16 protein-coding genes are annotated in these 25,300 nt (G+C 46.3%); 7 read left to right on the top strand and 9 right to left on the bottom strand.

Features of this window, described 5'->3' with window-relative positions; all coding sequences use genetic code 11:
- Positions 1–21: 21 nt before the first annotated feature.
- The gene (locus RH949_RS15820) at positions 22–915 is read left to right on the top strand and encodes a vitamin K epoxide reductase family protein (protein ID WP_446354403.1); all 894 of its coding nucleotides are present in this window, start codon (positions 22–24) and stop codon (positions 913–915) included.
- 14 nt (positions 916–929) lie between these two features.
- Here RH949_RS15820 and RH949_RS15815 read toward each other — a convergent pair whose 3' ends face one another.
- From RH949_RS15815 to RH949_RS15800, 4 genes are all read right to left on the bottom strand, one after another.
- Positions 930–1,598, bottom strand: a complete 669-nt coding sequence (locus tag RH949_RS15815) for a hypothetical protein (protein WP_446354401.1) — start codon at positions 1,596–1,598, stop codon at positions 930–932.
- A complete protein-coding gene (locus RH949_RS15810) occupies positions 1,588–4,053 on the bottom strand; it encodes a CHASE2 domain-containing protein (protein ID WP_446354399.1) in 2,466 nt (821 codons plus the stop codon). The genes RH949_RS15815 and RH949_RS15810 overlap by 11 nt, the downstream gene beginning before the upstream one ends.
- A 139-nt stretch (positions 4,054–4,192) precedes the next feature.
- Positions 4,193–7,786: a CHAT domain-containing protein gene (locus tag RH949_RS15805; RefSeq protein ID WP_446354397.1), complete on the bottom strand. Its 3,594-nt coding sequence runs from the start codon at positions 7,784–7,786 to the stop codon at positions 4,193–4,195.
- A gap of 300 nt (positions 7,787–8,086) precedes the next feature.
- A complete protein-coding gene (locus RH949_RS15800) occupies positions 8,087–8,971 on the bottom strand; it encodes a hypothetical protein (RefSeq protein WP_446354395.1) in 885 nt (294 codons plus the stop codon).
- Positions 8,972–9,732: 761 nt separating this feature from the next.
- Between RH949_RS15800 and RH949_RS15795 the strand changes: the two genes are divergently transcribed.
- Entirely contained in the window at positions 9,733–10,035 is a 303-nt protein-coding gene (locus RH949_RS15795) for a hypothetical protein (RefSeq protein ID WP_446354394.1), read from the top strand.
- Between the two features lie 248 nt (positions 10,036–10,283).
- Here the strand turns inward: RH949_RS15795 and ndk are convergent, their stop codons facing one another.
- From ndk to RH949_RS15780, 3 genes are all read right to left on the bottom strand, one after another.
- Positions 10,284–10,733 (bottom strand): nucleoside-diphosphate kinase, encoded by a 450-nt coding sequence (ndk, locus tag RH949_RS15790; RefSeq protein WP_006100767.1) that lies wholly within the window; start codon positions 10,731–10,733, stop codon positions 10,284–10,286.
- A 228-nt stretch (positions 10,734–10,961) separates the two neighbouring features.
- The gene (locus RH949_RS15785) at positions 10,962–12,044 is read right to left on the bottom strand and encodes a hypothetical protein (RefSeq protein WP_446354415.1); all 1,083 of its coding nucleotides are present in this window, start codon (positions 12,042–12,044) and stop codon (positions 10,962–10,964) included.
- Between the two features lie 159 nt (positions 12,045–12,203).
- Entirely contained in the window at positions 12,204–13,199 is a 996-nt protein-coding gene (locus RH949_RS15780) for a hypothetical protein (RefSeq protein WP_446354393.1), read from the bottom strand.
- A 788-nt stretch (positions 13,200–13,987) separates the two neighbouring features.
- Between RH949_RS15780 and RH949_RS15775 the strand changes: the two genes are divergently transcribed.
- Together RH949_RS15775 and RH949_RS15770 are read left to right on the top strand one after the other, a co-directional pair.
- Entirely contained in the window at positions 13,988–15,235 is a 1,248-nt protein-coding gene (locus tag RH949_RS15775) for an MFS transporter (protein WP_446354391.1), read from the top strand.
- A 144-nt stretch (positions 15,236–15,379) separates the two neighbouring features.
- Positions 15,380–16,444 carry an LOG family protein gene (locus RH949_RS15770; RefSeq protein WP_446354389.1) on the top strand — a complete coding sequence of 355 codons (1,065 nt, stop codon included), beginning with the start codon at positions 15,380–15,382 and terminating at the stop codon, positions 16,442–16,444.
- A gap of 43 nt (positions 16,445–16,487) precedes the next feature.
- Here the strand turns inward: RH949_RS15770 and RH949_RS15765 are convergent, their stop codons facing one another.
- Positions 16,488–16,733 (bottom strand): hypothetical protein, encoded by a 246-nt coding sequence (locus tag RH949_RS15765; protein ID WP_446354387.1) that lies wholly within the window; start codon positions 16,731–16,733, stop codon positions 16,488–16,490.
- Between the two features lie 156 nt (positions 16,734–16,889).
- Between RH949_RS15765 and RH949_RS15760 the strand changes: the two genes are divergently transcribed.
- The gene (locus RH949_RS15760) at positions 16,890–20,099 is read left to right on the top strand and encodes a glycoside hydrolase family 9 protein (protein ID WP_446354385.1); all 3,210 of its coding nucleotides are present in this window, start codon (positions 16,890–16,892) and stop codon (positions 20,097–20,099) included.
- A gap of 369 nt (positions 20,100–20,468) precedes the next feature.
- Positions 20,469–20,690 carry a DUF6464 family protein gene (locus RH949_RS15755; RefSeq protein WP_071777219.1) on the top strand — a complete coding sequence of 74 codons (222 nt, stop codon included), beginning with the start codon at positions 20,469–20,471 and terminating at the stop codon, positions 20,688–20,690.
- Between the two features lie 353 nt (positions 20,691–21,043).
- Here RH949_RS15755 and RH949_RS15750 read toward each other — a convergent pair whose 3' ends face one another.
- Positions 21,044–22,516, bottom strand: a complete 1,473-nt coding sequence (locus RH949_RS15750; RefSeq protein ID WP_446354383.1) for a leucyl aminopeptidase — start codon at positions 22,514–22,516, stop codon at positions 21,044–21,046.
- Between the two features lie 265 nt (positions 22,517–22,781).
- Here RH949_RS15750 and RH949_RS15745 point away from each other — a divergent pair, with 265 nt between their 5' ends.
- Positions 22,782–24,974 carry a transglycosylase SLT domain-containing protein gene (locus RH949_RS15745; protein ID WP_446354381.1) on the top strand — a complete coding sequence of 731 codons (2,193 nt, stop codon included), beginning with the start codon at positions 22,782–22,784 and terminating at the stop codon, positions 24,972–24,974.
- The last annotated feature ends 326 nt before the right edge of the window (positions 24,975–25,300 follow it).

Genomic DNA, 25,300 nt, shown 5'->3' with positions numbered 1-25,300 from the left:
CCATTCCCTATTCCTTGACAAATGACGAATGACACAGGACAACTAACAAACCGATATTGGATTGGAGCGATCGCGGTTTTGGGAATGCTGGAGACAGCATTCCTCACGGTGGTTGAATGGTTAGGAAAAGCGGCGGAGATTTGTCCCACTCATGGCTGTCAGGCGGTGCTAGAAAGTCCTTACGCCCAGGTTTTTGGACTCCCTCTCCCCCTCTTTGGGTTTCTTGGCTATACCACTTTGTTAGGGGTTTCCCTAGCACCCTTAGCTATTAAATCCTTGCCATCCGAGTGGGTGCAATCCAGTTGGCTAGTTATGCTGGCAATTACCACCTGTATGCTGGTGAGTAGCGGCTATCTGATGGTCGTGATGCTGTTTATTGTCAAGGGAATTTGTCCCTACTGCATCGCCTCGGCGCTGTTGTCCTTAATCCTATTTCTGTGGACTACCATCGGTCATGATTGGCAAGATATTGGACAAGTCACGCTGACAGGATTGGCTGTTGGTTTGATCACGTTCACGGGGATAGTGGGAGTCTATACTCAGGTTCCTAGCGCTAGCGCTAATACAGGAGAATCCAGTCCACCCATTACCCATATCTCCGGTGCGGCTGAACTCAGGTTAGCACGTCATTTGGACACTGTAGGGGCAAAGATGTATGGTGCATTTACTTGCCCTCATTGTCACGAACAAAAACAACTTTTTGGTCAAGCGGCATTTAATCAAATTGATTACATAGAATGCCATCCTCGTGGCAAGAATGCCCAACCCGAACGCTGTAAAGCTGCCAATATTAAAGGGGTTCCCACCTGGGAAATTAAGGGACAGTTTTATTCCGGGGTGCAACCCTTAGAACGATTGGCAGATATTTCGGGTTATCAGGGTTCAGAGGCGTTTAAGTACGAGTTTCCTTATTGATCTGTTCACGGAACTTATGAACACAATTGAGTGGAAATTTCCCCGATCATATCCCGAAGTTCAGCAGAGGGATCATCTACCCGATAGACTTCTTGCAGCGCATCTGACCAAAGTTGTTGTTTGCTAAAATAATTGGCTCGTTCTAATGCCATTTCTTCAGTCGTTGCCCCTTTTTCCTTCAATTGTGCGGCTAAAATAATCAATCGCACCCGAATGCGATCGCGCTGTTTGCCATTGAGGACGGTAAAGGGTATAAATCGTATAGGTTGGCTATCGTCTGCCTGATCAAAAATGACCCAGTGGTAGGTTTGACCAGGTTCTAATGGATCTCCTGTATAAGCCACACGATTCACGCTTTCTGTCTCACTGGCTGCAATGGGTTGACGCCAGATTATCTGCTCACTATTTGCCTGACGAATACCAATTCCACCGATTTTTCCTTGCCAAACAAATAATGGGCGATTCTGCCAAAGTGTGACTGAATTTCTGTGGTATTCTGGTGTAATTAGGCAAAGTTCAACGGGTCGTGAGCCTAAGGGCGGATCTTCTTTGCGATTTAACAAGTCACGGCGAATGGTTCTCCAGGATACATCGGGATGAATCGGGGCAGTTAGCGCCAGCTTTGCCGAAGATAAAACGAGACAAGTTGTCAGAAATAAACACTGTATTCTGCTAAGATTCACTATTCAATCGTCTCCAAAAAATAGGTAGTGCGTAAATCCAAATTGTAACCGATGGTAAAACCAAGGGAACCAATAGGGCGGCGGAAATATAAACCTGTAAGCTAATGATTCCATAAATAGCGGTGGCACTGGTTAATAGTAGCAACCCTTGTCCTGTCCGAATTTGTCGGCGTTCACTGATGAGTAATACCATTCCTTTACCGAGAAATGCTGCAATACCAACCATCCATAAATCTGGTATTGGAATTACTAATCGCTGGCTTAATAAATGGTGCATGGTATAGGCATGAGATTCACCCCCTGTATATACAGGCGGATAATTCAGTTGCGGATTTTGCGATCGCCAATAGTCTACAGCCATAGGAATGGGAAAGTTATCACTCCCTCCATCAGTTACTCCAGCTTGGTCATATCCGCCCGCCGCAATCAGGACAACTTGCTGGTTTAATTGTGCCGCTGTTGGTGCATTACCGCTATTTTCTAGTAACTCCCAAGCGGCAATTGTTTGATACGCATAATCGGGGGGAATGGAAAAATCAATAATTGGGTATAACCAAAGCTGTTGGAAATTTCGCGATGGGTTCGTAATTGCAGGAAGACGCAACGGATGCAAAAATTCCGTGAGGGGATTGGGTGCAGGATTGTTGTCTAAATAGTGAATAAATCGGGTGCGGAAATCTGCCGATGAATCCGTCTCAGTTAATCGCTGCGGTTGGGGTAAATTCGGTTCAGGTGTTTGATTAGCGGCGTGGGCGAGGGCTAATAAATAGGCAAAGGAACAACTATCGGCACAATTGGCATTAGGGGAGAGAAGTTTGGTATACCAAAGCGGCGCATTAATATAAGCCTCTAAACTCCAATTAGGATGGGCGAGACTATCAATGATTCCTAGTTCTTCGTTCCCAGTTTTTGCCGAAGCAAAGACTAACCAGGTTTGTTTTTTGTCAATGGATTGCTGAATAGACTGCGCCAGAACCTCATCTTCATCGGTGGGACTATCCAGGAGATAATCTAAGCCAATCACTTTGGCATCTAAGGCGGTAAGCTGATCAATGAGACGAGCTAAATAGGTGCGGTCAATGGGATTAATTCGTCGTGCATCAATATTAGCGTGGATGAGAGACTCGCGATCAATATGCACTAAGAGAACAGGGGGAGATTTCTCTGTAGGAATCTGTTCAGTAATATTCCGATAAACCGACTGCATCCAAACCCGCCGTTCCATGAGGAAATCTTGCACCCCAGGGCGTAAACTAAGAAACATGAGAACCAAAAGTGCGATCGCTTCGGGTTTCGTCGGTAACCAACGCTTAACCTGTTGCTTCCAGCCTGTGGGTTCTAGGCGAAATGGGGGGGCGTCAGGATGGCGAAATAGGGAGGGAACCAGATAAGCGCTGGGATAGGTGAGATGCTTTTCTAATTTGAGATACTGACAGGCTTCCCGCAGGGAGTCTTGCACATCATGAAACTGGGCTAACCGTTGCAGAAACTGCACCAGGAATTCTTGGGCGACTTGATTGTGAATCGGTTCTCGCATCACCGCCACCTGGGGAAAGCCCAAATCAATCAGGGAATTGGCTAAACTGAGTCCATTACAGGAGTTAAACAGGGCAAACTGTAAGCCGCGTTCTTTGGCGATTTTCAGAGGGGTGGCGATTTCACTGAAATTCAGAGACACTCCTGGCGCGATCGCAAACTCTCCGCCAGTTAATATGGTTTCATTACTATGACCTGCGAAAAATAAGATATCCCAGCCTTGTGTATCGGTAATTTGCTTGACAATTTCCGTTTTTAATGCATCCGTTTCCTGTCCCGGTTGCCAACCGACAAACACAACCTCAGCAATTCCAGAGAGCGATCGCACCGCCTCTTGATCCGCGTTAAAATTTAATCCGGTATCATCTCCCCAAATCACCAAAACCCGCGCCCGTCGCCGCCGCCTCGGTGTCACCGTTGTCCCTTGAATCGTCAGAGGTGTCCGCAAGATATGAATTTGAGAGGGTGCCGCAAACTCGGTACCAATTTCCCACGCTTCCCAGGGTAATCGGGCGAGTTCTAGGGGATTACAGGTGATAAAGATTTCGATAATCGGGGTAGTATCTTTCATCCCCTGATCTCGAACCGCCTGAACGATACGAGAACGAAGTTCAAACAACTCCCCTCGCCGCAACCATTGATGAAACTCGTAGAGTAATTTTGCCTCAGCTTGAACCAGTTTAGCGTGCCAATCGATGGGGGGTTTGCTCAAGTTCCCCATCTGAGACACCCGCCCTCGTAGCGCTTGCTTATAGAAACTCAGATAAACCTTACTCCACTCCTGATACAGTGTGGTTAGGGTTTCCGGATAGGGTACAGTCACCCCAATTTGTTGTCCTCGTCCCCAGGACAACTCAAACAGACAAGCCTGTTCGACGCGCTGAACTTTGAGATGGAACACAAAACGGTTGGGAGTCATAGTCGATGAGAATCGCCAATTGGCAACCAAGATGCCTCGTGTCTTGATTTTATCTCTCAACCATAAAGTTGGACTTTGGACAAAAAAAGCCCCAAGTATTCAGCAGACCCTAATTATAACCAATGACCAATGACCATCCTTAAGCCAATCCCTGAGAAACAAAACCAGCCCAATAATAGGGATGAGAAAAAGGCTGTTTCTCTTTCGCCAACAACTGCAAACGCTGCTGTTGTACCTGAATCTTATCCGCTAATTTCTGCCACTTCTGGCACTCATCTACATCACCCTTAACGTTGGCATGATTCCGCCGAGTCATCGCCTGATCATACTGCTGTTGCAACGACTTGCCCATCTCCCCTTTATAATTCCTGGCAAAGTCCTCTCCGGTTAAATTCCGCAGTTTAATCTGCCCCTGCTGTAACGCCTGAGAACGGCTCATCCCCGCCTGACGAAAATTGTAGTAAAAAATCGCTAACAGGGCGCTGGCTAAGTCCTCTACCGACCACTGGGTACTCACCACACTCCTGGCTCCAGCACAGAGAAATCCGGTGGCTAAACTGAGTAAATCATCGGTAACTTTGTTGAGACTAAAATTGACCTCACAGCAGCAGGCAAATACATCAGATAAATTGGGCATTCGCCAACCAGGGCTGATGAGTTGACTCAAGGTTAGAGAACCATCCCCTAATACTAAATAAGAATTTAGAGGTTGTGCCGGATTCGATGTGGCATGATGGCTAGAGTGGAGAACTTGCACCTGTGACGCTAGGGTTTTGTATTCGGTTACTGTCGCCTTGCGCCCTTGCAGGCGTTTGTCAGCAGAAACGCCGTAGGATTGGGCTAGGGTTTCGCATTCGTAGCGGCTGAAAAGTAAGTCTTCTGTCGCATCTTCAACAATACCCATTGTCGGCTGATTTGGGATTGGCGGGCGTTGCTGGCAATAGTAGAGAATTTGGCAGCTTGGTACAATGCGAATCCGGAATAAATCGCCTAAGTAGGCGGTGGGAGTTACGGTTACTTTGGGTTGAGATTTTTTGCCAGTCACTAACCCCCGTGTTTCTCCATTTCCTTTACTTTTCACGGGATTTAGAAAACCTCTCTCCAAACCTCTCTCCTGCAAGGAGAGAGGCTTTGAATTTTCCTCCTTCCGGTAGAACGTCTCTATCCCATCAATCGGTAACGCGGCAAAGGGCATTTGATGTAGCCACAAATATGGCACAATAATTAATTCCTCAATTCCGGTGAGATACTGAGAAATCAAATCCTTTAACTGCAAACGCTGGGCAAGTTCTTGCAGAAATGATACCATGTTTTCTCGCCATTCTGAATTTGCCCCAATATAGGGAATAAACCAGTTCTCACCTATCCACTTCTGGAAGGTTTCAAGTCCCTGTCCCTTACAGGTATAAACTTGTGGACTCTGATCCTTAAGCAGGATAAAAATATGGGTATCTTCAACCGTAGTATAAAAACTCAGCAGGGCAGTAGTGTCATTTGGTATTAACTCCTGCATCTGGTCTAAATTCAGATGTTCCACCTGAATTTGCCCCGCTAATACGGGATCATAACGGCGCAGTTGTTTCCAAACCTGTTGTTTTTGTTCCTCTAATTTCTGAATTTCTGCTTGGTGTGCTGCTAATTCATCCCCATCCGGTAATCGGCGACTCCCGGTTAATACTGGCGTCGCTTCTGTTTGAGAACTAAACCGTAGGCTATTAATCCGCTGGTGCAGTTCCTCATAGTCGATTAACAATTCTTGGACTTCTGGCGTAATTTCTCCCCCTGGGTTAAGCACATCACTCGCCATCAATTCAACTAAGCGTTGACAACGGAAGCGTTCGGTATATTCTAAAGCTTTGCCAATTTCACCGATATTCAGATAAGCTTGGATGATTCTTTCGTACACATAAATTGACTCCCTGAGTATCTCTTGGCGGCGTTCTTCATCTATCACCCAGTTACGACTTTGTTCTACGGCTTTGATCGCTAGTTCGTAGCTTTGAATCGCCAAGTTAAAATCGTGATTATCCCAGGCGAGGTTGGCTAAACTTCGGCTAGTTTGCAAGCAATCAATCGGGTAGTTTTCTGGAGTACAGACAAGTAAAGCGTTATGATCATGGACAATCGCGGCTTCTAGATTCTCAGCCCTATCCCCGCGTATTCTATTACTGTAGGCAGCCGCCAGATTGTTTTGAGTGGTTGCCCATTGTTGGGGGAAATCTGACTGGGTACGGACAAGTAAAGCGTTATTACAATGGGCGATCGCAACTTCTAGATTTTCAGCCCTATCCCCACCTATTCTACGATAATAGACACAAGCCAGATTGTTTTGAGTCATTGCCCAATCTTGGGGAAAGTCTGACTGGGTATAGACAAGTAAAGCCTGATGATAATGTGCGATCGCGGCTTCAAGATTCTCTACCCTATCCCCCCGTATTCTATCACTGTAGGCAGCCGCTAGATTGTTTTGAGTCATTGCCCAATCTTGGGGAAAGTCTGACTGAGTAAGGACAAGTAAAGCCTGATGATAATGTGCGATCGCAACTTCAAGATTCTCAGCCCTATTCCCGCGTATTCTATCACTGTAGGCAATAGCTAGATTGTTTTGAGTCATTGCCCAATCTTGGGGAAAGTCTGACTGAGTACGGACAAGTAAGGCGTTATGATAATGGGTGATAGCTTTTTCTAAATTCTCAGCCCTATCCCCGCGTATTCTATTTCTATAGGCAATAGCTAGATTGTTCTGAGTAGTTGCCCAATCTTGGGGAAAGTCTGACTGGGTACGGACAAGTAAAGCCTGATGATAATGTATAAGCGCAACTTCTAAATTCTCAGCCCTATCCCCACGTATTCTATCACTGTAGGCATTAGCCAGATTGTTTTGAGTAGCTGCCCATTGTTGGGGAAAGTCTGACTGGGTATAGACAAGTAAAACCTTATAATAATGTGAGAGCGCAGCTTCTAGATTCTCTGCCCTATTCCCGCGTATTCTGTGTAAGTAGGCAGTCGCTAGATTGTTTTGAGTCATTGCCCAATCTTGGGGAAAGTCTGACTGAGTAAGGACAAGTAAGGCGTTATTATAATGTATGAGCGCAACTTCTAGATTCTCAGCCTTATCCCCGCGTATTCTATCACTGTAGGCAATCGCCAGATTGTTTTGAGTACCTGCCCATTGTTGGGGAAAGTCCGACTGGGTATAGACAAGTAAAACCTTATAATAATGTGCGATCGCAACTTCAAGATTCTCAGCCCTATCCCCGTGTATTCTATATAAATAAGCATTCCCCAGATTGTTTTGAGTCATTGCCCAATCTTGAGGAAAGTTTGACTGGGTAAAAACGGTAGCAACGGCTTGATAGCCAGCCATAGCAATTTCTTTGTTACTTGCGATATTACCCAACGGAAACTCTTGTATCAAAATGCTGAAATTTCCAATAGTAGCAGCGATGAATTTAGCAGTTTCTATTTCAACTTCGGTTAAGGTTTTATTTGCCCACGCTGTTAATATATGGGCGAATTTTCCATCCAGCTTATTCAGATTATTTTGTAGCAGAGGATATAGTGACTGAGGACGAGGGTCAGTTGCCACTGACTGCAATACAGATCTCAAGAATTCGAGATAGTCTTCGGGTGTTACCGAGGTTGAGTAACTTCCCAGCATTTCCGCTAGTTTTGCCGCTAACAATAGTAACCAATTCACGGCAACATAAGCAGCAATTTCTTGTTCGTCCATTGGGATTTATCCTCGGTATTCACCGCGTTTACATAAACGAAATATTGAACAGAAACGATTAAGGTTTAGTCGTTTATCCCCCCCTGCCCCCCTTTAAAAGGGGGGAGATATTCATACCAATTTGCGTTCCAATATAACAGATAGAATAGATAGAGAGAGGGGGAGATGGGCGAAAATAAAGTTCTATATTAGACTGCAATTTGGTATCAAGCCCTCCCTTTTCCAAGTTCGATAAATTGAATCCCTGTTTTCCAGGAGAGAGATATTCAAGCCCCCCTTTTTAAAGGGGGTTGGGGGGATCTACACCTCCACCACGTCAAACGCTTGATAAAACCCCCGCCACTTTTCCTCTGCTTCCAAACTAACCCACAATTGATGCAACCGTTCAGTATTCCAAATTGGTGCAGGTTCCGCTTCATTCGGTTTTAACCAGGGAAACTCTAACCAGCGATTCACCACAATCCCCAGAAACTCTTCTTTTCCCGGACTATCAAACCTAATTTTATCCTGTTCACAAATTGCCCCAAGCTGAGGCATAAGAATTGTTTCTCCCGTGAGTCGATTCCTTGGCGCAAACGCCGCTGATGGACACATTACATACTGACTCTCACTACCGCGATTCAGTAATAATAAATGTCCCGCATCACACTCTAAATCAATATGCATCATTGAAGGAATATTCAAACCAATCACAGGTTGTTCTCGCGTCTTCCCCACAGGAACCACTAATTTTCTATCCCCCCGATTAACCGGAGTAAATCGAATCCAATCTGCTGGAGAATCCGCCAGCTTTACCAACCCCTGCCAAATCCAATCCAATTGCCATCGGGGAAACTTATCCTCCCATAACCACTGATAAACCACCTCCCACGCGCCCTTTTTACCCCGTTGTCGCTGAATTAACGGCGCTGTATTCACGCCATCGTTTGCCATTTCTTCACCAAACACTTCCACCAGCCGCCGAATTACATTTTGTACCGTTGTATTAATTGAGGTTTGACAATTAACCCCCTGTAACGGTTCTGTCTGACTCATTTGTTTAGCAATTTCTACATGAAGCGGCTGAGACTCCCGACGCTGAAACCGCAGCGGAAAGAAAATGCGTTCTCTGACATGTTTATCAGTAATATCTCGTGGAAACAACTGCTGGTTGATATCGTCCAGAAAGTTTTGATTGTAATTCATATTGTTAAGTCTCGGTTTTTGACATTTTCACCCTCATCCGCTAACCCGCTTTTATCCCCCTCCCGTCTCCCTTCAAAGCCTAAGTTTTTAGGAGAAGTCTAGAAACCTGAATCGGGGCGGGTTTAGTCACATCTGGATGCAACCCAAAAGATAGTAAGCTATCATGCATTTAAATTGGGTATTAGTAGCGAGCAAGATGCTCGCACTACAAGGCTTTCGCCGTTATTGATATTAAGGTTTAAATGCCGAACAGCTTATTGAAACCCGCCCCTACACAATCTTTCACTCAAAACCAGGTTTCCTTGAACGAAGCAAAGGGTCAAAACTTACCTCCTTTCCTTGTGTCACATACCGTGAAAAGTTAGCTACTTGCTCCCTTTTTGTTCCCCTCTTGTTCCCCTCTTGCTCCCCTCTTGCTTCCCTCTTGCTCCCCTCTCCCAAGCTTGGGAGAGGGGCTGGGGGTGAGGGCTGGCTTAACTTAACCTAGATAGCAAGCCTTGCGCCCCTCCATTTAACGTAGCAAAACCGATGTAAATTGTCAGTAGAAATACCCTAAAAAATAAAACCTACTATTTCCACCTATTTCCGATTATTTCCCTCTATTTATAAACCATTTACCCCTATTTGCAGACAATTAACTGCAAGTTATCACCACACCAATCAATCAAATAACTTTTTCTAACTACCTACTTCCAGTTTTCAATTTATTTTTCCCGTTGCCACACTAGACCTCATAACCCCAAAATTAACGAGGTCAAGCCATGAAATCCCCAACATCAAAAACCTGGAAAAAGAAACTCTGGCTATTAGCCGAATTCCTAATTCCTAATCTCATCGGCTGGTTGTTCAAATCCAACCTGGAACCCGGCGTCAGTCTTTGCTTTCTACTGTGGAATTGGCTAATGGATGAACAGACGCAATCCGATGAACGCCAACGCCGCAAATCCTGGCTCATATTCTTAATTCTTTCGGGTATGGTGTTAGCCATATCCTTCAGCCAACCCTCACCCCCCGTTGATTGGCAGACACCTGTCACTTTCCCGTCTCGCCAATCAACCCTATAGACAGATTCCAGGAAATGTCTCTACCCTAATCCTGACCCATCAGACAAATAACAATCATTAAGCCAATCCCTGATAGGCAAACCCTGATCCATCTACAAGAATTTCCCTATTATTGACAATAACGTTTAAATGATGAACCGCTTATTGATAAGGTGGGCAATGCCCACCCTACATGGAACTGTGCGTAAGTCCTATTACCGTTATTGTTGGTTTATCGTACCCCGACAAACAATAAACGGATCAAATCCTTATTCGTAAATCCAAGGATTGATGGTTGGTTGCCAACTTACCAGTTCTTCATCCTTAAACCAGAGTTTAATTTCCTCTTTAGCCGTATCTGACCCATCGGAACCATGAATCAGATTGCGACCAACGGTAACGCCAAAATCACCCCGAATCGTTCCCGGTTCAGCGCTGAGGGGATTGGTTGCACCAATGATTTTCCGGGCGGAGGCGATAATTCCCTCCCCTTCCCAAACCATTGCCACAACGGGACCAGAGGTGATAAATTCAATCAGTCCAGCAAAAAACCCCTTGTCTTTGTGAACCGCATAATGTTGTTCAGCCAATTCCCGGCTAACACTCATCAGCTTAAGTCCCACCAGGGTAAAGCCTTTTGTTTCCAGCCGTTGGATAATTTCACCCACCAGATTACGCTGAACGCCATCTGGCTTAATCATCAAAAATGTCCGCTCCAAGTTTCTCTCCTCAACATTTTTTACAAATTGCCAAACCCAGATTAGACCATATTCGTGTCCATTGCCCAATATAGCGCTACGCGCTAGGCAATGGGCAATAGGCAATGGGCAACAGGACTCAAGGTATAAAGGGGGTTACAAAGGTAGATTTGGTATCATGTTTTAGCAAGGCTAGAGACGTTCCATGGAACGTCTCTACAAATTCCAGATGTGCTGTTACCCGTTTGTTTACTTGGTCTTGGTTTGCCCTTTCGCCTGTTCTAAAGCAATTTCTTTCAACGCCTGATAAGAATTGGAATTTGAGGTTCCTTCAATTGCCTTAACTGCTAAATCCTGCACCTGTTTCAGCGCCGCATCCAGTTGTTTGGAGAGATTTTCAATGCGGGATTCCTGATTTTCAATGGTTTCTTGCAGCGATTCAATTCGTAGGTTATAGAAGCGCTTTTGCCCGTCGATTTCTAACTGTTGTAAATCTGCCTTAACTTTAACTTGATTATTCGCGATCGCCTTTCCTTGTTCTTTGGCTTTCTTCACCGCCGCTTCCTTCTCTTGGTCAAAGGCGTCTACCTTAGATTTTAACTCATCAAACGTCTTCTCCTGTTGGGCGATCGCCTTTTCTCGCTCCTCCCATTGCTGTTGTTGCGCTTGATTGGCTTCTTCCAATTCCTTGTACAGGCTTTTCTGTTGCTGCTCGTAAGCATCCTGATCTAAATCACGGCGTAATTCCAAATCATACTTGTACTCTTGCTCCTCCCGTTGACGACTTCTTTGATCGTCTTCGTTCCGCTCCTTAATGGCTTGTTGATGTTCAGCTTGTTCTTTTTGCCAAGCTTGACGCAAGTCCTGAATTTCTTGTTCTAATGCCTCTCGCTGTTGACTGAGTTCGGCTTCAAAGGCTTTTGAATTTTCTTCGTAAGTTTCAATTAACTCATCCAGCGTATCTTCTTCAATGTCGTCTAAATCATATAACGCTTCAAGCTGTTGGGTTTCTTCGGCAACCGCTTGGCGCAATTCTTGTAACTTCGCCGCTTCAGTTGTGAGTTTTTCCGATAACTCACTCACCGCACCCCCAAATCCAACTTGCAACTCAACCAAACAATCCATGGTTGCTGTCATTTTATCAGAAGCGGCAGACAGCTTTTTACTTACAATTCCGGATTGCTGACCATTTTGGGATGCGCCGTTATTTTTGACCTCTTTCTGAAGTTGTTTTAGTTTACCTTCTAACTCTTTCCGCTCTTTCCATAATTCTTCATAAGATTCGAGGATTTCAGCTTTGGTATTTTTGCTATTGGGTTTGCTTGCCATAATTCTTACCTCGTATATTCTGAATCGTGATGGATAATCGTTGCTCTTTGCTGAGAAATGGTCAAATGCCATTCGTGTTAACGGTTGGGTCAGGGCGGGTTTAGTTACCTTATCGGTTTTGTCCAAAACGTTATCGGTAAAACCCGCCCCTACATAATTGGTCTAGGCTTTGCTTTTTTCTGCATTATTAGTCGAACTATCAAAGGCTCTCATTGCCAACGCCTGAGACTGCTTGAGACTATCCTGTAACTGAGCATAGAGTTGATTAATTTGTTCAGTCTGCTTTTGAATTGTTTCTTCCAGGGATTGAACTTTGAACTCATAACTTTGCTTATTGGCTTCCCATTCTTTATCCAGTAACTCCGCTTTGACTTTGGCGTCTTGGTGAACGTCTTTAATCGCTTCTTCCCTGGCTTTTTTCACCGATTCGTCTAAGTCTTTGGGGAAGTTATCAACTTTTTGCTGATAGTCTTTCACTAGAGGCTGACGCTCTTGCAGGATTTTTTCCCGTTCCGACCAATGTTTTTCTTTTTCTTGGTTGGCTTCGCGCAGTTCTCGTTCTTGGTTGCGTTTTAAGGTTTCATATTCATCCGCTTCAATTTTGCGCTGACGTTCTATTTGGTAAGTATAGTCAGATTCTTGCTGTTGTCGCTCTTTTACTAAGGATTCAGCTTCTTCCTGAACCTTTTGCTCAAATTCCGCCTGTTCTTTTAACCAGGATTTGTGCTTATCTGCTTTATCTTTCTCAATTGACTGACGCTGTTCTGTGGTGGTTTGTTCAAGACGTTTCAGGTTTTCTTGGTGTTCTTGGGTGAGAATATGCAAAGCGTCAGCGACGACGCGAATTTGTTGTAAGTATTGTAATTGCTGCGTTTCTACCTGAATGGCTAACTTGAGTTGATCGCTTTTTGCTGATTCGCTGGTTAATTTTTCCGAGAGTTGATTAATAATTGTGCCAAAGTCTAATTGTAAATCTGCTAATCCTTTGACAATACTATCAACGGTGTAGGTTGAGGCGGCTTCTAGAACCTGTTGATTTTTCTGTTTCTCAGCTTCTTCTTCCTTTGTGGCGATTTTGGAGTCAATGCTTTTGCGTTGGTTCAGGATTTGCTCAAAGGCTTGAAAAATTTGGTCTTTGCTGTCTTTGGTTGCAACCACAATTGGTCTCCTTATTCTCAATAACTTACATCAATCCGCGATCGCATGTTCCCTAGGTTAGCCTTTAGGGTTTAGGTATGGGTGTGATCTGGGCGTCTCAGGCGGTTCACTGGACTCGCGATCGCCTAGTTCGCTTTTAGTACATTTGTACTATAAACAGTATAGTCAGATTCTTCTACGACTGTCAAGTCCAGCAAACAGCACTCAGACAGCGTAAATTAGAGATATATTGAGAATTTGCCGAAATTTAGCAGATACAGCAGATTTGGTGGTTGATAAGGTACAGCCTTAAGCAAGATCCCCAACTTCTCCAAGAAGTCGGGGATCTGTCTGTGTACCTCACATGTTCTAACTTAATAACGTTCTAACGATGAGAATAAAGTCCTGGTGCATAAGCTTCTAACACTTTACCCGTGCGGAAGCAGTTGATCATCAAGTAATCACACGCTGGACATTGAGTATTAGAGATATTCGTTTTAAAACAGTATTTCCGTTGAGCTTTACTCCCACAATTCGGACAATGGATTTCTTGTTTTATCTGCATTTTGCAACGGGTTTTATGACAAAAAATGATTGAACTTAACCACTTAAATTAAATTTCCATGATTAAATTATGGCAAATATTTAAACCAATTTTTGCTTTCTTAATATTTGCTTAATCTTCACTGAATCTTTACATTTGGCGATTGGATTCTACCGTTGCCGATGCAGACAGACCCATCTATCGGGCGAGGGAGGTTGTTTCGTCAAATGTTAAGAATAGTAAATAGAACCAGGATGGACTCAAGATGAAAATCTTCATAACCATGGAAGCGCAACAACGCAGGAACCTACTCACTCTCTTTGCTGCGGGTCTTCTGTTTTGGTCAAGTTTAGCTTCGATGCTACCAGCATTACCCCCTTACATTGAAGACATGGGGGGAACAACGCAGCAAGTCGGGATGGTGATGGGCGGCTTTGCGATCGGGTTGTTGATGTTTCGACAACGGTTGGGACATTTAGCCGATCAACATAGCCGTAAACTGGTGATCCTGATTGGTACGATTGTGATGGCGATCGCACCGTTAGGGTATTTGTTCGCGGATTCGATTGTCTGGTTAATGGCAATCCGGGTCTTTCACGGGATTGGTTTAGCGGCATTTACGACAGGCTATATCGCCTTGGTGACCGATTTGTCACCCGTCGGTCAGCGAGGAGAGTTAATTGGCTATATGAGTCTGGTGACGCCCTTGGGTATGGGATTAGGTCCAGCCTTGGGGGGATTGCTGGAGGCTCAAGCGGGTTACACCGCGTTTTTTCTATTTTCTGGGGGACTGGGTTTATTCGCGTTTGTTTGTGCTAGCCAGGTGAGGGAACCTGAGCGAATCCAGGGAGCAAAATCGAAAACAGCTAAACTGACATTCAAAGGATTCTGGCAGCTATTGGTGAGTCCCCGGTTGCGGATTCCGGCTGTGGTGTTGCTTTTGGCTGGGTTGGCGTTTGGTGGGGTGAGTACATTTGCGGCGTTGTATATCCGAGCAACAGATGTCGATTTAAATCCGGGCTGGTTTTTCACGGCGGTGGCGATAGGGAGTTTCGGGATGCGTTTAATCGCGGGGCGGGCGTCTGATCGGTATGGGCGAGGCGTGTTTATTACCGGGAGTCTGATTGGCTATGGACTCGCCTTAACCCTGTTTTCTCAAGCGAAAACCCCACAAGCCTTTTTGGTGATTGGTTTAATTCAAGGATCAGGGGCGGGGATTTTATTACCCTTGATGATCGCCTTAATTTCCGATCGCTCCGGTGCCCATGAACGTGGGCGCGTGTTCTCGGCTTGTATTGCGGGGTTTGATTTAGGGATTGCGATCGCAGGTCCGGTTTGGGGTACGATCGCTGAACCTCTGGGCTATCCCAGCATTTTTCTGGGTGCAGCGGGTTTGATTGTCTTAGCGCTGATTATTTTCACGACTCAATCGAGCAAAACGCTATCTCATTCCTTCAGATTTGCTGTAGGGCGGGAGCGAGATATTTATGTTTATCGAGAGGTCGAGTCTTAGTCTAGAGGTGCTGGGGGAGCTGGGGAAGCCGGGGGAGCTGGGGAAGCCGGGGGAGCTGGGGAAGCCGGGGAAGCCGGGGAAGAGGATGACCAATGACCAATGACAAATCATTGATAAAATAGAGAGCCGTTAGTGAAAGTAGCAATGACTCCATCTCCTTCATACTCTGATCCGCAGTTACTTAAGAGCGATTTAGCGGCACTTCTTGAGCGACTGCCAAATCTGACTGATGAAAAATGGATTCAACGTGCTTTAGGCGTACTGGTTCGGCTGACTCAGGAGGAGATTGATCGCCTGGATTGGAAAATCCTCACGGCGACGTTAGAGGATATGGAATCTGCCTTTCAAGTATTCTATCCCTATCGTCACGTTCGCAAGGTCACAATTTTTGGTTCAGCCCGGATTGACTCCCAGACACCAGAATATAAAATCGCTGCCGAGTTTGCCCGCTATTTGACCCAGCACGGTTTTATGGTGATGACAGGTGCTGGCGGTGGCATTATGGAGGCAGGACATTTAGGTGCGGGCGCGGAAAATTCCTTTGGTTTGAATATTCAGCTTCCCTTTGAGGAAACGAATCCGTTTATTCAGGGAGATCCGAAACTGATTCGGTTTAAATATTTCTTTACCCGCAAACTATTCTTCCTTAAAGAAAGTGACGCGATCGCGCTTTTTCCGGGTGGCTTTGGTACGCAGGATGAAGCCTTTGAATGTTTAACCCTCTGTCAAACCGGGCGACTGGAACCAGTACCATTAGTCTTGATTGATCGCCCTGGTGGTACATACTGGCACGATTGGGATGCCTATCTTCGCAAGCATTTAATTCAACGAGGGTTAATCAGCCCAGAAGATACTAGCCTGTATACGGTTACAGATAATCTGGATGTGGCTTATGAGGCAATTCATCAGTTCTACAGTGTCTATCACTCTAGTCGTTATGTCGGCGATCGGTTTGTGATGCGGCTTAAATCAGAGTTGTCTGATGCAGATGTTGAACAGCTTAATGCTGAGTTTAGTGACATTATTGTCAAGGGTCAAATTGAAAAAAGCAAGGCTTTGCCGGAAGAACTTCCGGATGAAACGGCAGATCTGCCCCGCTTACTTTTTTACTTTAACCGCAAAGATTCTGGACGTCTCTATCAACTGATCGCTCGAATTAGTCAAATGGCGGCTGCATCCCCAGAAACAACCCATCCTGAACGTAAATAAATAGGTAGGCACAATAAACGAGAAAGGCGGAGGTCGTCATTCGTCATTCGTCATGGGAAATCTCCCCCAGCTCCTTCAGCTTCCCCAGCTCCCTCTGCTCCCTCACCTTCCCCAGCTCCCTCCGCTTCCTTTCTTCTTGAAACAGATAATGGGAGAAAAAAGAATGAACACAATTATAAATATATTTTTTAGGACAAAAAATATATTTATTTTTCTTTTTAAAGCTAAATATTGCTTTTATTTTTCTTTTATTAATCTTTAAAATAACTTTATTAAAAAATGATGACACTTCATATTCTGCTTGCCAGAATAGCTATTAGTGGTACCTGTGGATAGCACCACAAAAAATGTCCGAGCAAGCATTATTGTAGCTGCCAATTCCTGCTCTGAGAACAAATCCTTGCTTTTGTTCTTGCTCAATGCGCTCACTAATAGGAGTTAAAGAATGACTTTTGCTGTAGATTTTAACATTGCCAACGATTGGGGAAGTGGCTTTACCGCGAATCTAGAAATTGCCAACAATAGTTCCAGCAATGTAAATGGTTGGACTCTGGAGTTTGAAGCTCCCTTTGAAATTACTAATATTTGGGGTGCGGAAATTGTTAGTCAAGAAGGCAACCGTTATACAGTTCGCAACCTCAGCTATAACGGCACTCTAGCGGCTGACGGTACTGTCTCTTTCGGTTTCAACGGTAGTGGCGACAGTATTGAACCCACTGGCTATAGTCTGAATGGAGAATCCATTGGCGGGTCTTCTTCGCCAATACCGACTCTCTCTGTTAATGATGTAACAGTTACCGAAGGTGACACAGGTACGGTTGCGGCTGACTTTGTCGTTAACCTGTCCGAAGCCAGTGACCAACCTGTAACCGTTGAGTATAGTACCGCCAATGGTACAGCAACGGCGGGTTCCGACTACACCGCCAAATCTGGTACACTCACCTTTGCGGCTGGCGAAACCTCTAAAATTGTCAGTGTGCCTGTAATTGGGGACACGACGGTGGAGAGTAATGAAACCTTCAGACTTAACCTCTCCAATCCCAGCAACGGGACGATTGCTGATGCTCAAGGGGTGGGTACGATTAGCAATGATGACTCCAGTACTCCTCCAGCCAATACCCCCCTCCGGATTGAAGCGGAAGACTATATCAGTTTCTTCGATAAAAGCTCAGGTAATACAGGGGGGGCGTTTCGCTCTGATGATGTAGATATCCAAGCCACTACAGATTTGGGTGGCGGCTACAATGTTGGCTGGATTCAGCAAGGGGAATGGTTAACCTACGATGTCAACATTCCTGAAGCCGGAACCTACGACATTGTTGCTCGTGTTGCTTCAGCGCAGTCAGGGACACGCAGTTTAAAGGTTTCGGTTGGGGGTGAAAGTGAAACCCTAAGCTTTGGCGGAACTGGGGGATGGCAAAATTGGACGGATGTGACGGCTCAAGGGGTGAACCTCTCCGCTGGGAGTCAGCAACTGCGCCTGGATATGCTCTCCAACTCCTTCAATGTTAACTACATTGATATTGTCCCCAGTACCAGTTCACCCACGCCACCAACCCTTTCAATTAATGATGTCAGTATCACCGAAGGCAATAGTGGCACGAAAAATGCGACGTTTACCGTCAACCTCTCAGACGCGAGTACTCAAAGCGTCAGTGTGAATTACGCCACAGCCAATGACACCGCCATTGCTGGGTCTGACTATACTGCCAAATCCGGGACACTGAATTTCAGCCCTGGACAAACCAGCAAAACGTTCACCGTACCGATTATCGGTGACACCCTGGATGAGGCGAATGAAAGGTTTAAAGTAAACCTCTCCCAAGCTAACAACGCTACAATTGGCGATGGTCAAGGTGTTGGCACAATTATCGATAATGATGATTCTACCCCAGTCTTGTCACAGTTATCGATCAATGATGTCAGTGTCACCGAGGGCGATAGCGGTACGAAAAACGCGACGTTTACCGTCAACCTCTCAGCCGCGAGTACTCAAACCGTCAGTGTGAATTACGCCACAGCCAATGACACCGCCATTGCTGGGTCTGACTATACCGCTAAATCCGGGACACTGAGTTTCAACCCTGGACAAACCAGTAAGACGTTTAGCGTACCCATCTTGGGTGACACCACGGTAGAAGGCAATGAAACCTTTAAGGTGAATCTCTCCCAAGCCAGCAACGCCACGATTGGAGACGGTCAAGGGGTAGGAACCATTCTCAATAACGATTCCTCCCAACCCCCTCCTCAGCAAGGGGCTTTTAATTATGGGGAAGCGCTGCAAAAGTCTATCCTCTTCTACTATGCTCAACGTTCTGGTGACTTACCCGATACCAATCCTCTCCCTTGGCGCGGTGATTCAGCTCTAAACGATGGCTCAGATGTGGGACTTGACCTGACGGGCGGTTACTACGACGCAGGCGACCATGTTAAGTTCGGCTTACCCGGAGCCGCTTCAATGACGATGCTGAGTTGGGGCGCGGTTGAATACCAGGATGCTTATCAACAAAGTGGACAATTTGAAGAAATTCTGGATTCGATTAAGTGGGGGACTGACTATATCCTCAAAGCTCATGTTACCGATAGCCAAGGGACGAAAGCGTTTTACGGACAGGTGGGAGACGGTAACCTCGACCATGCTTTCTGGGGCGCTCCGGAAGACATGACCATGGAACGCCCCGCCTATAAAATCGACCGTCAGAATCCTGGGTCTGATTTAGCCGGGGAAGCAGCGGCGTCTCTGGCGGCGGCTTCGATTGTCTTCCGAGGGGTAGACGAAGCCTACGCGGATACCCTGCTACAGAACGCCCAACAACTCTACGATTTTGCCGACCAATATCGCGGCACCTATACCGACGCGATTCCAGATGCGGGTCAATTCTACAATTCCTTCAGCGGCTTCCAAGACGAGCTAGTTTGGGGTGCAACCTGGCTGCACAAAGCAACTGAGGCGGCGGGTAGTACAGATACGACGTATCTCAACAAAGCCGAAAGTTTATACCAGGGAATTGGTCCAGGGTGGACGCAATCCTGGGATGACAAATCCTATGGTGCGGCTATCTTGTTAGCTCAGGAAACGGGCAAAAATGAGTATAAAGGTGATGTGGAAGGCTGGTTAAACTCCTGGCTTCCCGGCGGTAGTACCCCAACCTATACCGATGGTGGACTCGCATGGCTGAGTCAGTGGGGTTCTCTGCGCTACAGCGCGAATACCTCATTCCTGGCTGGCGTCTACGCGGATACGGTGAATGACCCCAATGGTCAATACTCTGATTTTGCTGAGGGGCAAATTGACTACATCTTAGGCGATAATCCCCGCAACTTCAGCTATATGGTTGGTTTTGGTGAGGACTATGCGCTCAATCCCCACCACCGTGCGGCTTCCGGAGTGACGAATATTAGCGATTCTCGCGATAATCTACATACCCTCTACGGGGCGCTTGTTGGGGGTCCAGATTCTCCCAATGATTTTGCTTATAACGATGTTCGCACAGACTTCATCAGTAATGAAGTGGCAATGGACTACAATGCTGGCTTAACCGGAGCATTGGCTAGAATGTACGGAGAATTTGGTGGACAAACGCTCGATACTATTTCAGGAGTCAATCTCAATAACTTGAATTCGTTGACCGTTGCTGATGTAATCGCGTCCTAGAGAAACAGGAGCAGGATAGCTGAGCAATTATCCTGCTGCCAATTTATTTTGATCAGAAGTAATTAATAGGGCAATCCTACCGCACCGAGTCTTTAAAGTCAATAGCTGCGTTTCTCAGGAGACGCGGCTTTTTCCGTTACATAAGACCTACCCAGATTTGCCTAAAAGTGGACATTTCTGGCGCTTACTTCCAAGGGTTTCTCCGTATTCTTCACTAGGGAAAGGTGCAAAATCTGATTAATGCATCCGGTTACCCATTGTATCTGTGCAATTGGGTAGATATTTTATGGCATAATTAGGGATTATTATACCATTGTCTAGAGAAAATTAAGCAAATAGACTTTACAACTGTCTTTGGTTAAGTTAGCGATGACAACAATTGGATTTAAACGCATGAGACTAAAATCCCATGCTCAGATTAAACGCTTGATTGATTTTCACGAGCAACGCATGAGGCAATTATCAAACACGGTTGATAAAAAATATACCTGCCGATATTATGCGAATTCAGCGTTCTTGCTTTGTGCTGTGAATCCTCTCGGTTCCTGCGAAGGCTGTCACGAGTATGAACCGGAGGTAACGTCCGAGTAAATACTCATCCGTCATCGCAGCTACTTGGCAAGTTGGGATATTCTTTACTGTTCTATGTTCACTATTGGACTCAACTGATGTCCTAACCTTTATGGCAACAGCCATACAAGTTTAAAGGCTAAAGCCTTTACTACAAACGTTCAACTTCAGTCCATTTAAAAACATTCCTTGGCTGAATATCGGTGGGTTACGGCGGATGTTTCACTAAATGGTTATTGCCTGAATTAAACGCCCGCCTAACCCACCCTACGAGATCGAAATTTCAATACCCTTTAGTTAGGGGGCAAACTTTGTAGGGCGCAAGGGTTGCACCCCTATGTCAAATTGAGACGCTTCGTTTAATTGAATCTCGCTTATGCCAAAACCCAGTGAACCAGCGTGCGAACTGGAAAACCTGTCGCCCCAGCATTATTGCATCCGTCTTCTTTATCTGCCCAAACTGGACCGGCGATGTCTAAATGCGCCCACGCTGTTTCTTTCACAAACTGCTTTAAAAATAGGGCGGCTGTGATTGAACCCCCGGCACGAGGACCGGTGTTTTTCATATCCGCGATGGGTGATTTCATTCCCTCAAAATATTTCTCTTCCATCGGCATCTGCCAGAATTTTTCGCCTGCTTTTTCCGATGCGGTTTTGAATTGAGTTGCGAGGGTGTCATCGGTTGTCCAAAGTCCACCAATATTATTGCCGAGAGCCACAACACAAGCCCCGGTGAGGGTGGCTAAATCCACGATCGCGTCTACCTCCAGCTTCTCGGCAAACACCAACGCATCAGCCAGAGTCAGCCGCCCTTCAGCGTCGGTATTATTCACTTCTATGGTTTTGCCATTGGATGCGGTGATGATATCACCCGGATGCAATGCATGACCACTAATCATATTCTCTGTTGCGGCACTAATAAAGTGAACCTCAACATCTGGCTTTAATTCACCAATGGCTTTGGCTGCACCAAAGGTAGCACCCGCCCCTCCCATATCCATTTTCATGGTTTCAATGCCACTCCCTGAGACTTTCAGGTTCAAGCCACCGGAATCAAAGGTTAATCCCTTCCCCACAATCGCGAGTTTCCGACGCGGTGTTCCTTGGGGTTTATAGGTGAGATGAATAAACTTGGGTGGCATTTCTGAGGCTTGCGCCACACCCAAAAACGCGCCCATGCCTAACTTTTCGCATTCGTCTTTTTCTAATACTTCTAGCGTCATCCCATAGGCGGAGGCAATATCCTGGGCTGTCTGTGCCAATGTCATTGGGGTGACAGAATTCGGCGGGGCGGCGACTAACTCTCGTGCTAAGATTACTCCTTGACAAATGGCATTCCCTTGGTTAATGGCGGCTTGGACATCACCGAGTCCCAATAATTCCACCTGTTCTAATTTCGCACCCTTATCTTCCGGTTCCGACTTAAAGCGATTATCCAGATGCAATGCTAGAGTAATCCCTTCTGCGATCGCCTGGGCGCTGAGTGCGGCATCATTATTCGCCGCCGGGAGGCTAATACCCAGGGTTTTGCTTTTCTGCTGCTTTGCCATCCGTGCGATCGCAGCCGCTACTCGACGTAAACTATCTACAGTTAGGGCATCCGATTTACCCAACCCGACTAAAATAACCTTACGAACTGAGCTACCGGCACCCACACGAGTTACAGCACTACTGCCAACGCTTCCTTTAAACTCGGTTTCCTCAATCAGTTCCTTCAGCGTACCGGAGAGTTTCTGATCAAGCTGGGCTAAATCGCCCGTTAACTCTACAACATCTTCAAAGAATCCCAGTGCTAGGGCATCACCAGTCCAATCTACCCGTGGTGTATCCGTGGCTCGAATTTCCATTCCTTCGTTGTGTCTCTTATCTTTTACCTCATCTTTAGTATTGCATTTGTCTTATGTCTTATGTCTTATGGTCGGGGCGGGTTTTGCAGCCAAGCTAGGGAGAACAATCAATATTAGTCCCTAAACCCGCCCCTACAGACAGATGCTTCTGTCATCACCTCTGGAACATGACTCCCCTATTTCCCCCTGAATGCCACCCATTTTCCTGATCCTTCGTCACAATGGGAGACAGTAGATTTTATCAGTATTGGGCGAAATAGGTTTCATGCTAAAGGTACAAAAATACAGAGTTCCTGTAGCAGTCGGGGCGGGATTGCTATTTATTGCCTTATGTGGTTCGTCTTGGTTCGTTCTCCGACAGACTGGTATTCTGGAAAACTTGGGGGCTGACTCCCCGCAAAGTGAACTGAGTTTGACCCAAAAGGATGCTCAATCCCTGGTACTGCCCTTAGTCTCTTTATCTCCCCAAGCCAGGGCGGAACAACTGATGGATATTGCTTCCGGGCGTCAATCTCTGGATCAATATCGCGCCCGCTATTTGTTGGCGTCGGATTTAATTGGACAACAGCAGCCAGAGGCGGCACTTCAATGGCTAGAGGGATTGGACGCAAAGTATCCCCAGTTAGCCTCTCATATTGCCCTGAAACGCGCTCAAGCCTACACAGCAATGGGGGATACAGCTAACGCCGAACAAGCTTGGCAAGGGATTCTAGAGACTTATCCCAGTGATCCTGTCGCTGCCCACGCCCTGTATGCGTTAGGGGAATCGAATCCAGAGTATTGGCAACAGGCGATCGCGCAATTTCCGACTCATCCCCGTACCCTGGATATTGTTCGCCAAAAGCTGCAAGAGAATCCTAAACAACTGAATTTACTCTTACACTTAGCCAAATCAGCATACGATACTCCTGGGAGTGGCGGAATTCGCGATCGCTTAGTGAATGAGTATGCGTCTGGGTTACAGCCCCAAGACTGGCAAACCATTGCCTTTGGCTATTGGGAAACCCGTGAATATGCAAAAGCTGCCAAAGCCTACACCAAAGCCCCGCCCACGCCGGAAAATGCCTATCGAGTCGGGCGCGGGTATCACCTGAAAGGAAAACGCACGGAAGCCAAAGCCGCCTATCAACAACTGATTCAGAACTTTCCCGATGCTAAGGAAACGGGGTTAGGATTGCGACGTTTGGCGAGTCTTCTCCCCTCTAAAGAGGCAATCCCCTATCTGGATCAAGTGGTGGCGAAGTTCCCCGATGAAGCCCCCGAAGCCTTACTCAGCAAAGCCAACATCCTGGATGCCTTAGGGAGTTCTCAATCCGCCACCCAAGCCCGTCAGTCGGTGTTAACCCAATATCCGAATTCTGACGCCGCCGCAGACTATCGTTGGCAGGTAGCAAACCAGAAAGCCCAAGCTGGGAATCTCGCCGAAGCATGGCAATGGGCGCAACCGATTACCACCGATAGTCCCGATAGTGCCATCGCCCCAGAAGCGGCGTTTTGGGTGGGCAGATGGGCAATGCAACTGGGACGCCAAGAGGAAGCCACATCCGCGTTTGAACACGTTTTGGCAAAGTATCCCGAATCCTATTATGCATGGCGGTCTGCCCGATTTCTCGGCTGGGATGTGGGGGACTTTACCACGGTGCGGGATGTAAATCCCACGGTGGTGCTACCGAAAACGCGATCGCGACTCCCGGCTGGATCAGATACGTTAAAAGAATTGCATCTATTGGGACAAAATCAAGACAGTTGGACGCTTTGGCAAGCCGAATTTGAGAATCGCCAGGAACCCACGGTTGCTGAACAGTTCACCGATGGCGTTATGCGCTTAGGCGTGGGTGATAACATTAATGGGATTAATCAAGTTTGGTTTTTGAGTCAGCGTGAAACCCCGGAAGAACGTCGCCAATGGCAAGCATTGCGGGCTGAACCAGCGTATTGGTATACACTATTTCCGTTACCCTTTTTTGATTCGGTGGTCAATTGGTCGGGTCAACGTCAACTTAATCCCTTATTGGTGATAGGTTTAATTCGCCAAGAATCGCGGTTTGAACCCGAAATCGGTTCTATCGCAGGAGCCAGGGGTTTAATGCAAGTTATGCCGGGAACGGGTCAATGGATTGCCGATAAAATTCAGCTTCAGGAGTATGACCTGAATGACCCTAATGATAATGTCAAATTGGGGACATGGTATTTAGATCACACTCACCAAGAATACAATAACCATTCTCTATTCGCCGTCGCAAGTTACAATGCGGGTCCAGGGAATGTGGCAAAGTGGATCAGGAAGTATGATACGACTGATCCCGATGCGTTCATTGAGCAGATTCCCTTTGGGGAAACCAAGGGATATGTGGAGGCAGTTTTTGAGAATTATTGGAATTATTTGCGGCTGTATAATCCAGAGGTGAATCAGTTATTGCGGAAGTATTCTAAGAGTCAGCCAGGAATATCTCCTTAGTGTATGTAGTGGACTGACACAGCTAAAATGGTGGCATAGATTTGACAGTGAAATTGGGCGCACGTCGGTCATCCGTGTCAACTTAAGCTCAACCCCCTCACCCCCAGCCCCTCTCCCACCAGGGGAGAGGGGAGCAAGAAGGAAGCGATATAGAAACGGTATTCTAGAGATGCTTTGGAAGCGTCTTTATGTGATGGTTCCCCTTCTCCTATGCAACAAAAGCGAAGCATCCTCTGTCCTCCCCCGTGCCACAAAAACGAAGTATCCTCTGTCATCCCCCCTCTTGTAGGGGGGAACGAGGGGGGTAGGGGGGAACGAGGGGGGTG

It is taken from the genome of Coleofasciculus sp. A1-SPW-01 (genome assembly GCF_040217205.1).
In the GTDB taxonomy this organism is placed as follows: domain Bacteria; phylum Cyanobacteriota; class Cyanobacteriia; order Cyanobacteriales; family Coleofasciculaceae; genus Coleofasciculus; species Coleofasciculus chthonoplastes_A.
Note: the sequence above shows the minus strand (reverse complement) of the source record. Positions and strands in the feature narration are given on the sequence as shown.